This is a genomic window from Ilumatobacter sp., from assembly GCF_030065885.1.
GTDB lineage: Bacteria > Actinomycetota > Acidimicrobiia > Acidimicrobiales > Ilumatobacteraceae > Ilumatobacter.
In genome coordinates this window covers 1-15439 of the sequence record NZ_JASJCS010000131.1, presented here as the reverse complement: position 1 = coordinate 15439, position 15439 = coordinate 1, and the positions used below count along the sequence as shown (strand labels likewise).

Annotated in this window: 1 protein-coding gene; it reads left to right on the top strand. The window is 71.4% G+C overall.

Annotated elements, in window-relative coordinates:
• On the top strand, nucleotides 1-15439 hold a 15439-nt coding region (locus QNJ12_RS20595; RefSeq protein ID WP_300625541.1), incomplete at both ends, for a C25 family cysteine peptidase.

The window sequence follows — 15439 nt, the reverse complement described above, 5'->3', positions numbered from 1 at the left end:
CCGACGACGGCCGCACGCTGGTCGTCGGCGCCCCGCGGGGCGAGTTCACTGCCGGCCGCGTCTGGGTGATCGACGACACCGGGCCCGGCTGGGCGGCCCGGCAGACGCTGGTCGGCAGCGCGGCTGCCGACGGCGACGCGTTCGGCTCCTCGGTCGACATCTCGGCCGACGGCGCGTACATCGCCGCCGGCGCACCGCTCGCGGACTTCTCCGGCCAGGTCGATGCCGGCCTCGCCTACCTCTTCGAGGAGGGCGCAGGGGTGTTCGCCGAGATCGACCAGCTCGACCCGGCGGTGTTCGGCACCGAGGCCGGTGCGCGGTTCGGCGCGGCCGTCGCGGTCGAGGCGACCGCGCCGCCGTACGCCGTCGTGACGGAGCCGGGTGGCAACGGCGGGTTGGGCTCGTTCTTCGTGTACGACGTGCTCAACAGCACGCTCGACCTCCCGAACATCACCGTGCTCCAGTTCGGTGGTGACGCGCCGGCCAGTGGCGAGGGCTACCAGGTGTCGGCCGAAGGTGACGTCGCGATCGTCGGCCAGCCGAACCGGGGGAACAGCGGCGTCGTCTCGGTGCTCGCCCGAACCGGGACGTTCACCTTCGACGAGAACGTCGTCGTGCCGACGGTGCCCGACGACGAGCCGTTCACGGCAGGCGGCGACGCGGTGTCGATCGGATCCGACGGGTCGGCCGTGATCGGCTTCCCACTGTTCGACGGGATCGGCGACGCCTCACCGAGCGGTGCGGCCAACCACGTCGACCGCGGCCGCGCCCTCGTGTGGAGCGACGCCGGCGACCCGTCGCCCGTCGAGGCCGAGATCCTCGGCGCCACCGACGCGATCAGCGATCAGTTCGGCCTCGTCGTCGATGTCGACGGCGATCGGCTCGCGGTCAGCGCGCCGTTCGACGACGAGCCGGCATCCGGGTCGGGTGTCGTGTCGATCTTCGAGCGCGCCGGCGAGGGCGCGGCCTGGGTGTTCCAGGGCCTCGTGCGCCCGCCACAACTCGAACCACTGGCGCACTTCGGCGACTCGCTCGACCTGTTCGGTGACCGCCTCGCCGTCGGCGAGTCGGACCGGCTCGGCGACCAGGCCGAAGCAGGGCGCGTCTGGGTGTTCGAGCGCCAGCCGACCGGCGAGTGGACGCGGCTCGGCGCGGCGATCACGGCGCCCGGCGCCACCGGCTACGACGCGTTCGGGGCGAGCGTCGCGTTCGTCGACCGCGACCGCCTGATCATCGGCTCGCCGGGTCGTGTCGTCGACGCGGGCGGCGTGTTCGCAACGGCATGGGACGGCGCGTTCTGGGCACTGCCCGTCCAGCTCACGACCGGCACACCCGACAGCGGCGACCAGGTCGGCTGGTCGGTCGCCGCCGCAACCGGGTCGAGCGGCACGATCGCCGTGGCCGGCGCGCCGGGCGACGACGACGCCGGCATCGACGCCGGGGCGATCTACATCTGGGAGGACACCGGCTCCGGCTTCGGATCGCTCACACCCGTCCAGAAGATCGCCAACGACAGCGATTTCAACACCGGCGACAGCGCCGGCGGCGCGGTCGCGACCGACGGCTTCCGCATCGCCGTCGGCGGGCTCGGCGACTTGACCGGCGGATCCGCGCACACCGGTCACGTCTTCGAGGTCGCCAGCCCCGGCTCGCCGAACTCCTGGGCGAAGACCTGGGAGTTCCGCGGCACGCTCCCGGTCGACATCGCGATCGAACCCAACGACTACGTCGACATCGTCGGCGGCACGTTCGCGCTCGGACGCGCCGGCCAGGGCGGTCAGGTCGGCCTGTTCCGCTACGACGGCACGACGTGGCCCTCCCTGCCCGACGACCAGCTGATCCCGGCAGGCACGGCGAACGGCGACCGCGTCGGCGCGACGGTGTCGCTCGACGGCAGGACGCTCGTGACAGGAGCGTCCGGCGACGACTTCCTCGGCGAGAACGCCGGCGCTGCGTTCGATGCGGCCGACCTGCCGCTGGTCGCGACCTGGGTCGGCGGGTTCGGCAGCGAGTTCGGCAACCCGTTCAACTGGGACATCGGTGTCGTGCCGGGCGCGAACGACACGGCGATCGTCCCGGCGGGATCCGGGTCGATCCTGATCCTCGCGTCCGCGAGCGTCAGCGCCCTGGTCGTCGGCTCGAACAGCTCGGTCACGGTCGTCGACCCGAACTCGCTCACGATCACCGGTTCGAACGGGATGCGATCGACGATCGCCGGGCAGGTCATCAACGCCTCGCCGGCGACGCTCGACATCGACACCGATCTCGAGATCACCGGCACGCTGCTCAACGAAGCGGGCAACACCGTCAACATCAATGCGACCAGCTCGACGATCGCGATCACCGGCGTCGGCTCGTGGATCAACGAAGGCGCGATCAACAAGAACGGCACCTTCGACGCGTCGATCGCCAACGGCATCCTCTGGACGAGCGCGTCGACGAGCGTCATCAACGCGAACGGCGGCGACCTCAACTTCCAGAACATCGTGTTGGAGAACGGCATCGTCAACGTCGCCGCCGGCGCGTCGGTCAGCCACTCCGACAACGGCGCCCTGAATCCGGGCGGCACCTATCGATTCGAGATCATCGGCGACTCGGGCGATCCCGCGAACTTCGGCCAGGTCAACTGGGACGGACTCACGTCCATTCGCGGCACCATCCAGTCCGCTTCGGCCGGCTTCGTGCCGGCCGCGGGGGAGACCTATGACGTCGTCACGTGCTCGAACAACGACTGCGACGGCGGTCTCGCCGGCGACGTCACGCCGGGCTTCGACGTCAACCTCGCGCCGGGGGCTGTCCAGCTGATCGCCAACACGGCCGAGCCGTCCGTCGACATCGACGGCGCATGGGCGGTCGTCGGCGTCCCGGCCCAGCAGCAGGTCCTCGTGCTGCGCAACCTCGGCGGCACGTGGACCGACATCCAGACGATCGACGGCACCGGCGTGACCAGCTTCGGCGAGACGGTTGCACTCCAGATGCCGTACCTCGCCGTCGGAGCACCCGAGGTCGACACCGTGCGGCTCTACCAGCTCAACCCGATCGGGCAGGGATCGTTCACGCCGAACGCGACGACGCCGGTGCTCAACGGCCTCGCGGGCTCGCACTACGGCGCTGCGCTCGACGCGGCCGACCTGACGTTGGTGGTCGGCGCTCCGCTCGACGACAGCGGCAGCGTCGATGCCGGTGCTGCCCGCTGGTACGACTTCTCGACCGGTTCGCTGCTGCAGTCGATCGGCAGCATCGTCGGCGGCGAGCGGTTCGGCACCGCCGTCGCCGCCACCCCGGGCGACATCTGGGTCGGCGCGCCGCTCAACAACACCACGGCACCCGACGCCGGCATCGTCTACCGCTACGGCCTCGGCGGCGACCTGCTCGGCTCGTTCCAGGAGGCCGCCGTCGCCGCGAACCACCGCTTCGGGTCCTCGATCGACGCCGACTTCGGTCGGGCCGTCGTCGGCGCCGCGGCATGGTTCGACGTCACCGTCGTCGACGTCGTCGCCGGATCGGTCACGCTCTCCGGCGGTTCCACCGGGTACGGCAACGAAGTCGCCATCGCCGGTGACACGATCGTGATCCACGACGAGGGGTTCCCGCAGACGTTCGTCTACAGCGACAACGGGAACGACCTGACGTACGCGCAGACCGCCACGATCGCCGGCTTCTCACCCGGACTCGCCAGCGACGGCGGCACGGTCGTCACATCGATCGACCCCGTGGGCGCCGTGACGAGCGGCCTCGACGCCGCCGTGTTCACACCGGTGCCGTCGTTCGGCGCGCCGGGCAACAAGCTGCTGCCCGACATCGGCAGCGCCGGCGACCAGTTCGGCCGGAGCGTCGCGATCGACGGCGACGACGTCGTCATCTCCGCGCCCGCGTACGACGGGTTCCGGCGCGATCAGGGAGCCCTGTACTACTTCAGCGGTGGCGTCCTCCAGCAGGTGATCGAGCGGCTGCTCGGGTTCGGCGACGCCGTGGCGATCTCCGACGGGGTGATCGTCGCCGCCACGCCGACCGGCGTGGACATCTTCGTCGATCCAGGGTCCGGCTACGTCGGAACCGCCTCGATCTCCATCGGCGCGCCGCCGCGCGTGATCCGCATCGACGGCGACACCCTCGTGCTCGCCTCGCCGGGCGACAGCGGCGGCGAAGGCTTCGTCCGCGTCTACCAGGGCGGGCCGAGCGGTTGGTCGAGCGACGTCGAGCAGGTCGTCACGTCGACCTCGCCGAAGGCCGGCACCGACCGCTTCGGCACCGGGATCGCGATCTCGGGCGATCGGCTGGTCGTCGGTGCACCGATGACGGCGTCGTTCGTCGCGCCGCCAGGCGAGAGCGGCTACGTCGAGGTGTGGACGCGCACCGGGCCGTCGGCCGACTTCACGTACGACTTCACGATCGACCGTGGCGTCACCGACGACTTCCTCGGCTGGTCGGTGGCGACCGAGCGCGATCGCATCGTCGCCGGCTCGCCGACGGCCACGGGCACCGCCCTCGTGTACGACGAGACAGGCGCCCAGGTCGGCCCCGACCTGACCGGCGGCGACCGCTTCGGCTACGCGATGGACGTCGCGGACGGGGTGCTCGCGATCGGCGACTGGACGGGGGCGACCGCCGCCTACCACCTCCTCGACGACGGCACGACGGCGCTGGTGGGTTCGAACACGCCGGGCGACTTCGAGGCCGGCGACGCGTCCGCCGGCACCGACACCGTGGCGACCAGCGGCGGGCTCGTCGTGCGCGGGCACCGGCTGGAGGATCAGAACGGGCGCGACGCCGGCGCCGCGTACCAGTACGACGTCGGCCTGCCGGCACCGACCAACAAGCTGCCCGGGCTCGTGGAGTCAGGGACCCTCGGTGCGGCGGTCGACACCGACAGCGACCTGCTCGTCGTCGGGGCGCCGTTGGTCTCCGAGGGCGACGGCGCGGTCTACGTCTTCCGCAACGACGGCTCACGGTGGAACCTCGAGGCGACGCTGCCGGGCCTCGACATGGATTCGAGCGAGTTCGGCGCCGCCGTCGCGATCGACAACGACACCGTCTTCGTCGGTGCTCCACTGAGCACGGCCGCCGGCACCGATGCCGGCGCCGTCTTCGTCTACCGCCAGAGCAGCCCGGGTGCGTGGGTCGAGACCGACGTCGTCACCCAGGACGTCGCCGACGCGCAATCGCTCGACCGGTTCGGGTCGGCGCTCGACGCCACCGACTCCGTGCTGTGGGTCGGCGCGCCCGAGGACGACGCAGCCGCGGCCGATGCCGGCGCGGTCTACCGGTTCAACGGCTCGGCGGACCTGACGGCGTGGGGATCGCCGGTCGACAAGCTCACCGCCTCCGACGCCACCGCGAACGACCTCTTCGGCTTCGCGGTCGCGGTCCGGGGCGCCACCGGCGTCGTCGGCGCCCCGAACGCCGGCACGGTCGGCGAGGGCCAGGCGTACGTGCTCGTCAGGTCGGGCAACTCGTTCACCGAGCAGGCCGTGCTCACCGGGTCGGCGACCGACAGCGGCGACGCGTTCGGCTGGGACGTCGCCACCAGCGGCCGGACCATCCTCGTCGGCGCGCCCGACCAGGACGACGGCGCAACGATCGGTGCCGGCGCGGCCTACGTCTTCACCGGCGTGGGCGACTCCTGGGCCGAGCGGCTCGACCTCGCCAGCCCGGCGCCCGAGACCGCCGGCCGGTTCGGCGTCGCCGTCGACACGATCGGCGACCTCGCGATCGTCGGTGCCGAGGGCGAGAACGGCGCTACCGGCCAGGCGCACGTCTTCGAACGTTCCGGGGGTACGTCGTGGGGCGTGCAGGGGGCGCCGTCGACCGCCGGCGACGGTGCGGCCGGTGACGGGTATGGCGCCGCCGTCACGATCTCCGGGTTCCACCTCGCCGTCGGTGCGCCAGGCGACGGCCCGGACCAGGAGGGCGCGGTCTACACCGGGCTGCCCGCCCACCCGGGCGTCGCCGACAAGCTGGTCGTCGTGGCCGACGACGACGACCAGTACGGGTTCTCCGTCGACATCGACGGCGACACCGCCGTGATCGGCGTCCCCGACGTCACCAGCGGCATCCCCCGCGGCGGGGGCTCTGCGTTCGTCTACGTGCACGACGGGACGGCGTGGCAGTTCCAGCAAGAGCTCCTCGATCCCGACTTCACGCTCACCGACGACGGCTATGGCTACGACGTGGCCGTGTCCGGCGACACGATCGCAGTCGGATCGTGGTCGGACGGCGTCCACATCTGGACCCGGTCGGGCACGACCTGGACGGCGCAGACCAAGCTCACCGACGGCGCGCCGTCCGAGCGGTTCGGTGCCGCCGTCGACCTCGATGGCGCGCTGCTCGCAGTCGGCGCGCCGCGAGGCGGCATCGGCGGCGCCGTCTACACCTACGAGGGAGCCGGTGCGTCGTGGACACCCGAAGGCGCACTCACGCCCGCCGGCGTCGCCGGCGGCGACGAGTTCGGCGCTGCGCTGGCGCTCAGCGGCGACTCGCTCGTGGTCGGCTCGCCGTTCGACGATGACGCCAACACGAACGCCGGCGCAGCCTATGTCTTCGAGCGCAGCGGCGGTGCCTGGCTCGAGGGCGACACGGTCCCATCGGGCGGCGGTGGTCTCGGCGACCTGTTCGGATCCGCCGTCGCGCTCGACGGGTCGACGTTGGTCGTCGGCGCGCCGGGCCAGAACGACGCGGGGTTCTCCGGTGCCGGGTTCGCCTACTTCTACGACGTCGACGGGCCCACCGCGACGCTCGCCCAGACCGTCGGCGACCCGGCCGGTGCGAGCAACGGCGCCCAGTTCGGCACCGCGGTCGCTGTCGACGACGGCCTGGCCGTGATCGGCGCATCGAACGGCGGTCCGGCCGCAGGCGAGTCGTTCACGTTCGGCTTCGATGGCGCCTCCTGGGTGTCCCTCGACACGTTCACGGCGCCGGACGCAGCCGTGCCCGACGGCGTCTTCGGCGACCGGTTCGGTACCGCCGTCGGCATCAGCGGCAACCTCGTGCTCGTCGGTGCGCCCGGTGACGACACCCGGTTCGGCTCGTCCGCCGGTTCGGCGTACGCGTTCGACGCATCGTCGCCGCCGATCGACGGGCGGATCGTCGCACCCGACGCCGCCCCGGCCGATCTGTTCGGCCAGTCGGTCGACATCCACGACGACTGGATGGTCGTCGGCGCCCGCAACGGCGACGGCGCGGTCGCCGACTCGGGATCGGCGTACGTCTTCCGCCGCGATCAGTTCACCGACGAGTGGGCGTTCGTCACCGAGTTGCAGGCGTCCGACGGCACCACCGCCGCGTGGTTCGGCCTGTCGGTGGCGATCGGCGGGAGCAGGTTCGAGCACGACGGCGACACCGGCAACATGCTGGTGGCGGTCGGTTCACCCGACCCGTTCGGCGGGTCCGACGGCGCGGTCTACCTGTACCGCTACGACTTCTTCACCGATGACTGGGTCGAGGTCGAGAAGATCGATGCGCCGGACGGTGCGGTCGACTTCGGGTTCTCCGTCGATCTCGAGCAGGTCGTGTCGGCGTTCCGCAACGGAACGTACGCCCTCGTCGCCGGAGCGCCCGACTTCTTCGGCGGCGGCACCGGCACGGCACACCTCTACACGTACCGGTTCACCGAGAACCCGGTCTTCAGCGAGACGTTGACCTTCGTCGACGACCTCGTGGCGCCGACACCGGCCGCCAACGGGCAGCACGGCCTCGCGGTCGCGATCGACGGCGACAGCATCGTCGTCGGAGAGCCCGGCGACGCTGCCGGCGAGGCGCACGTGTACCGCTACTCCCTGTCACCGCCGTCGGTCGGCATCGAGCAGACGCTGCGCCAGCCGGCGGGCGACGAACTGACCGGCGACAACTTCGGCCGCAGCGTCGACATCGACGGTGATCTCGCGGTCGTCAGCTCGCTGTTCGACGGCTCGAGCGGGGCCTCCGCCGGCGCGGCGTACGTGTTCGAGCGGTCTGGTGTCGCATGGGGCGCCGGCGACGAGCTCGTCTCCGCGGTGACCGGCAGCGGTGACAACTACGGCTTGACGTCGCGCGTCGAGGACGGCGTGATCGCCGTCTCGTCGTTCACGGGTGGTCTCAACGACGCCGGCACGGTCCAGATCTTCCGCTTCGACGACAGCGACGGCTGGATCACGAGCGAGCTCTACGAGTGGCAGCGGGGCGACGGCTCGACCGGCATGGGCGCCGGCCTCGACCTCAGCGAGGACGGCGTGCTGGCGGCCGGCGCCGCCGAGGACGACAACGCGGGCGGCGTCGATGCCGGCGCCGTGCAGGTCTTCGACGTGTTCGTTCCGTTGCCGCCGGGCAAGGTCACGAGCGGCGACGACATCGACCTCGCCCTGTTCGGATGGTCGGTTGACGTCGACGGGGCGTGGGCGATCGTTGGTGCCCCCAGCGGTGGCGCCGGCGGGACCGGTGCCGCGTACGTCTTCCGCAACGTGGCCGGCGAGTGGCAGTTCTTCCAGGAGATCGACGACCCGAACCCGATCGGCCCGGGCGACGACTTCGGTCACGCCGTCGCCGTCGGCGGATCCTGGGCGGCAGTGGTCGACCGCTGCGACGAGGTCTCGGTGTACTCGTTCGCGGGCGGATCCTGGACGCTCTTCGCGGACGTCACGGTCACGTCGCCGTGCGCGAGCCTGTTCTCGGTCGACGTCGACGGGGCGAACGACCGGCTGGTGCTCGGCGAGGGCCGCCTCGGTGCGGCGACCGGCGAGGTGCGCATCTTCGACATCACGGCGGTCGCGGGGCTCGTCCCCAACCTGGTGGTCGAGCCGGCGAACAGCACCGGATCGTTCTACGGCCGAGCGGTGTCGATCGCCGGCGACTACGCGTTCGCGGGCGCCGACCGCGATCCCGGCACGCCGGGCGTCGCGAACAGCGGATCGGTCACGGTGTTCGAGCGCAGCGGCACGACGTGGAACCCGATCCAGGTCCTCGAACCCCCGAACGGGTCGACCGCCGGGTTCTTCGGCTCCGACGTCGACACCGATGGGGTGCGACTCATCGTCGGGCAGGTCGGCGCGAGCAGGGCGTGGATCTACGAGCCGAGCGGCGGCACCTGGGTCGACGTCGCCGAGCTCGTCGCCCCGGCGACCGGCTTCCAGATGGGCCGTACGGTCGCGATCAGCGGGAACCTGGCCGTCGCCGGGTCGACACGGGCGATCGTCGACGGCCTCTGGGCCGGAGCTGCGTTCGTCTACGCCCGTGCGGGCAGTGACTGGGTGCTCGGCGACTCCGTCTCGGCCGCCGACCGCGAGTTCTCCGACGCGTTCGGATGGGTCGTCGCGCTCGACGGGCTCGATCTGATCACCGGCGCGCCGTTCGACACCAACGTCGACGGGGTGCTCGGGGGTGGTGCGTATCTCTTCGGCCTCGACCCGGTCGAGAACCCGACGATCGACCTGTCGGTCGCTCCGAGCTCGCCGGTCGTGCCGCTGAGCGTGTCGACGATCGAGCTCACCGACCTGCCACCGACCGCGTTCCAGGGCTACGGCGGCGAGGCCGCCGATTACTCGGTCACATCGATCCAGACCCTCGACCTCCGGTCCGATGTGGTCGTCGGCGGTGAGCCGACGCCGGTCGCCGGGGTCACCATCGGCGAGCTCGGACTGGCGGGCACGCCCGTGACCGACTCGCAGCTGGGTGGCATCCTGCTCGCCGAGCTCCCGGTCGCCGGTGGATGGGCGCCGGTGCTCGCGGGCACGCCCTTCGAGGGCATCCCCGAGCAGTCGCTGACGTTGCTCGACGTCTACGGCCTCGCCGGCGTGCAGAACATCCCGATCGGCGACCTCGGCCTCGGCACGACCAACCTCGGGAGCCTGTCGACGTACGCCGTGCTGCTCGCCGGCATCCCCGTCAACGACCTGCCGTTGACCGACCGCCAGACCGACAGCCTGGCCGCATGGTGTGCGCTGGCCGGCGACGTCGGTCTCGACTGCGTCGCCGACTTCGGCGCCGACCTCACCAACCCGGGTGCGAACGGCCAGATCACGCTGCCGGTGTTGAGCTTCGCCGGCGTCGAGGTCGACGGTGCCGCGCTCCTCAGCCTCGACGTCGCCGGTGTGGACCTGACCGGGTCGCCGATCGGCGTCACCACGCTCGACGACCTCAACATCGGTGCGGTCCCGCTGTCGTCGCAGCCGCTCGTCCCGACGCCGGCCCTGCCGTCCTACCTGCCGGCCACCGTCGGCGCGCCGGCTCAGCTCGGCAGCGTGACGCTCGCCGAGCTCGGGGGCGCCGCGCCGCTGAACGCGCTCGACCCGACCGACACGACGCTCGGGAACGCGGCGTTGTCGACACTCGACCTCGCCGCCACCCCGACCGACAGCCCGCTGACCCAGTACCTGTGGTCGCCACCGGCCGTCGGCGCTGCGTTGCTGCTCGGTGACACCGCGGTGCCACAGCCGGTGCAGGACATCGAGATCGCGGAGATCGGGCTCGCTGCGCCGTTGCTGTCGGTGCCGCTCGACGAGTTCGTGCTGCCGAGCGGACGTGCACTCGGCGACTACCGCGTGACCGAGCTGCTCGCCGACAGCACGCCGTTCGGTGCGAGTCCGTTCGGTGCATCGCCGTTCGGTGCGAGTCCGTTCGGTGCCTCGCCGTTCGGTGCGAGTCCGTTCGGTGCCTCGCCGTTCGGGGCCAGCCCGTTCGGGGCCAGCCCGTTCGGTGCGAGTCCGTTCGGTGCCAGCCCGTTCGGTGCCAGCCCGTTCGGTGCGTCTCCGTTCGGTGCGTCGCCGTTCGGTGCCAGCCCGTTCGGTGCGTCGCCGTTCGGTGCCAGCCCGTTCGGTGCGTCGCCGTTCGGTGCCAGCCCGTTCGGTGCGAGTCCGTTCGGTGCCTCGCCGTTCGGGGCCAGCCCGTTCGGTGCGTCTCCGTTCGGCGCCTCGTCGCTCAGCTCGCTCGGACTCAACGCCCCGGTGACGGCGCTGCCGCTCGACACGATGATCGTGAACGGACAGGCACTCGGCGACTACACGATCTCGTCGCTCGCGCCGACCAGCCTCTTCTTCGACCTGCCACTGCAGGCCTTCATCGGCGACACGTCGCCGCTCGACTGCGCCGCGATCGACTGCCGTCAGCCCAACGGCTTCACCATCGGCGACGCCGTCGACGCCGGTGCCCTCGACGGGGCGCTGACCCTGAGCGACGTCCAGCCGGGCATGTACGGCATGACGCTGGGTGACCTGGTCGGCGACCATCCCGCGTTCACACAGCAGGCGCTCGGGGCCGCGATCGCGTCGGTCACGCTGACGTTGGCCCAGGCCGAGGCCGCCGGCCTCGACCTCGTCGAGATCCCGGTCCAGCTGCTGCCCGAGTACCAGACGGTGACGATCGGCGAGACCAGGCTCCTCTTCTCGGGGTGGCGGCTGATCGACCTGGTCGGCCTCAACGCCGACTTCGAACAGACCGACTTCGACACGGCGCTGGCCGACTGGCGGTCCGCCGAGGGCACGGACCCGACGACCGTCGGCGACCTGCGGGCCCGCCTCGATTCGGCACTGCAGCCCGACGAGCTCTGGGTCGACACGCTGTCGGTCTCCACGCTGGCCCAGGCCGACCCGAACCTCGCGCTCGCCGACGTGTGGCCGCTGTTGACCCCACTGCGGCTCGAACACCTGCAGGCGACCGCACCGACGACGCCGGTCACGCTGACCTCGGCGGCCGCGAACCGCACGGTGGCCGACGTGGACGCCGCTGCGGACCTGACGCTCGAAGGACTGCTGTGGGGCGACGTGCTCGCATCGCTGCAGGGCTTCCTCGTCGCCGATCTCGCACCGTCGTTCGCCGGTGTGACGCTCGGCGAGTTCCTACGTGCCGCGCAACCGATCACCGACCAGCAGAGTGAGCTGATCGACCTGTCGTCGATCGACCTCGCCGACTACAGCGACGGACCGGGCGTGACGTACACGGTCGGCCTCCGGCTCGACGACGCCCTCCGGCCGCACGCCGTGCGGCTGGTCGCGGCGCTGCCGGCCGACAGCCGCTACGTCGACGGCAGCGCCGAACTGTCCGGTCCCGGCGGACCGATCGGCGTAGCCGGCGCGCTCGAGCCGACGAAGTTCGGCGACACGTTGATCTGGAACGTCGCCAACGTCCAGCCCGGCGAGCAGTACCAGATCACGTTCGAGGCGCGTTCCCCGGTCGTCATCGGCGCCGTGCCGATCACGGTCACCGCACAGCTCGGCGACCTCGACGTGTTCGCCACGACCGACTCGTCGGTCGAGTTCACCGAGGCGCTCGAGCCGAACGACACGATCACCGACCCGGGCGTCATCACCCTGACGCCCGAGCAGATCGTCGTCTCGCAGATCTCGACCGCCGGCGACGTCGACGTGTTCGGCGTCGATCTGACGGCAGGGGACCGTCTCGGCGGCGTGCTCTGGAACCTGCCGGCCGACTACGACCTGACGATCATCGGGCCGGCGAGCGATCTGATCTCGCCCGCCCAGGGTCGGGTCGTCGACGTGTCGGGCGATGCCGAGAACGCGACGGGTGCGTCGACCGCACCCGCCGATGCGGGACAGATCGCGGTCCCCGACGGCTTCGCGGTCATCGCCAGATCGACCAACCGTGCCGAGGCGCCGGAGGTGGTCGACCCGATCCCGATCCAGCAGACCGGCACGTACTACCTGATCGTCGACGGGTACAACGGCGCCGAGAGCGACCTGCCGTACGCCCTCCAGGCGCTCGTCGTCGATTCACCGGTCGAGGCCCCGGTCTGCGTCACACGGAGCTTCGCGTTCCCGCCCGGCGCACCCGGCCCGCTCCCGGCCGCGATCCCGGCCACGACGAACGCCTTGCTCGTGACCGATCTGGCGCGGCTCGGCGCGATCCACGGTCCGGCACAGTCCGCCGTCGTCGGCACCGCACTCGACCAGTTCGTGACCGACCTCGGCACAGGTCCGCTCGGTGCGCTCGGCATCGAGGCCGCCGTCGTCGACGTCGGGGCCGATCCCTCGGTCGCCGCTGCGATGGCGGCGTGGGACGCCGCGCCCTGCGAGGTCGGCCTCGCCAACGACGTCGTCAGCGAGATCGTCGGCGCGCTCGGCGGCTACTACGAGCAGGCCGACATCGAGTACGTGATGATGGTCGGCTCGGACACGGTGCTGCCGATGGCGCGGCTCGCGGACCGCACGCTGCTCGGCAACGAGCAGAACTACGCCGGCACGTTCGCCGCCGAATCCGACACCGCCCTGTACGCGTCGCTGGCGGCCGGCACCTTCCTCTCCGACGATCCGTTCGTCGACCTCGCCCCCAATCTCGGGAGCGGCGACGGCATCTACGTGCCGACCCGTTCGATCGGCCGCCTCGTCGAGAGCCCCACCCAGATCATCGACCAGCTCGCGACGTTCGTCGCGTCGGACGGGCTGGTGCGCACCGACACCGGTTCGGTGCTGGGCTACGACTTCCTGCTCGACTCGGCCGAGCAGGTCGCCGACGCGCTCGACACCGAGACCGACGCAGACGACCCGCTGGTCGGGCCGATCCCGGCGGCCGACCTCGACACCAGCCTGATCGGATCGGGCTGGACGGCGCTCGACATGGCCGCCCAGTTCCTGCCCGCCGGCCTCGCGCCGGGCATCACGTCGCTGAGCGGCCACTTCAGCCACCAGGGCGCGCAGTCGGCGTTCGGCTCCGAGACCGACACGAACGACGCCGTGTTCACCGGCGACGCGGCACTGACCGACTTCACCGGCAGCTTGCTGTTCTCGGTCGGCTGCCACTCGGGGCTGCACGCGCCGGAGGAGATCCTCGTCAACGCGCTCGGCGAGGACTGGGCCGAGGTCTTCACCGGTGGCGGCGCGCTCGGGTACGTCGGACAGTCCGGCTTCGGGTACGGCGAGGTCGACGGCATCCTGCTCACCGAGCGACTGATGCAGCTGTACGCCGAGCGGTTGAACGGCAACTACAGCATCGGCGAGGCGCTCACGTGGGCGAAGAACGACTACTTCGCCGAGCGCGGCATCATGTCGGTCTACGACGAGAAGTCGCTCCAGCAGGCCATCCTCTACGGCGTGCCGTTCGGCGTGCCAGACGTCGCTGCGCCGCCGCCCCTCCCCGAGCCGCCGCCCGACACGACGCCGGCCGTCGACCCGGTGACCGGCGTCGACACGGCGACGTTCTCGTTCGACTTCGAGTTCGAGCAGGTCACCGACGCGAACCGCGGCACCGTGTGGGAGATCGACGGCCGCTCGTTCGCCACCAGCGACAACCCGCTGCAGCCGATCACGACGTTCGACGTCACCGCCGAGGACGCCGATGCCGACGGCGAGCCCGACACGCGGCTCCACGGCGCCGTGTTCCGCAGCGGTGCGGGCACCCTGCAGGGCCCGGTCGACCCGGTGTACCACTCCGCGACGATCGATCTCGCCGAGAACGAGCCCGAGCCGCAACCCGAGGGCGTGGTCTTCCCATCGACGCCACTGGGCATCTCCGACCATCTCACCGAGTTCGGTCCACGCGACTCGCTGGTCGTGATCCCCGGCCGGTTCGAGGCAACCGAGACGAACGGCGACGGCACCCAGACGCTCTACGACGACATGGTCGTCCAGACGTACTACAGCACCAGCGACGACTGGGCGCGGCCGACCGTCGAGCAGGTCCAGACCACGGTGACGCCGCTGGCGCCGCCGAGCGCCGACAGCTCGCTGGTCGTCACGGCCGACGTGAACGACGATGTCTCGGTCGAGGCGGTCGTCGTCGTGCTCGTCGAAGACCCCGTGGTCGGGCAGCCGGCGACCTGGCGGTCGTTCGACCTGACGGACGGCGGCGACGGAACCTGGTCGGGTGCGACGCTGATCTCGACCTGCGCCGACCGCGTCGAGCTCGCCGTGCAGGTCGTCGACAGCGCCGGCAACGTCGGCGTGATGTCCAACAAGGCGGCGAACTTCGGCAGCGGCTGCGACGTCGAACCTCCGGTGCAGCCGCCCGAGCTGACCGCCGAACCCGACCCGTCGACGCTCGACCCGGGTGGCTCGGGTTGGCACGTCGCCGACCCGGTGACGATCGAGGTCGTGTCGACCATCTCGCCGCTCTTCTACGAGGTCGACGGCGGTGGTGAGCAGCCACTCGTCGGGACGTCGTTCGAGATCAGCGGCGATGGCGTGCACACCTACGAGGTGCGCGACATCGACGGCGTCGTCGTCGCCCCCGGCGTGGTCAGCATCGACGCCGGCGGGCCGCCGATCACCGAGATCGTCTCGCCGCCCGAGGGATCGGTGTTCGAGACCAACGACCCGACCCCGATCGTGTTCGCGTGCGCCGATCCGAGCCTCGTCTCGTGCGACGGGGCGCTCCCCGACGGCACGCCGGTCGTCAGCGGTGACCCGCTGCCGGCGGCGGTCGGGGAGCGCCCCGTCGCACGAGACGAGGCTCGGATCGGCGCACGCGAACACGATCGGGGTCGGGTCGTTGGTCTCGAACACCGATCCCTCGGGCGGCG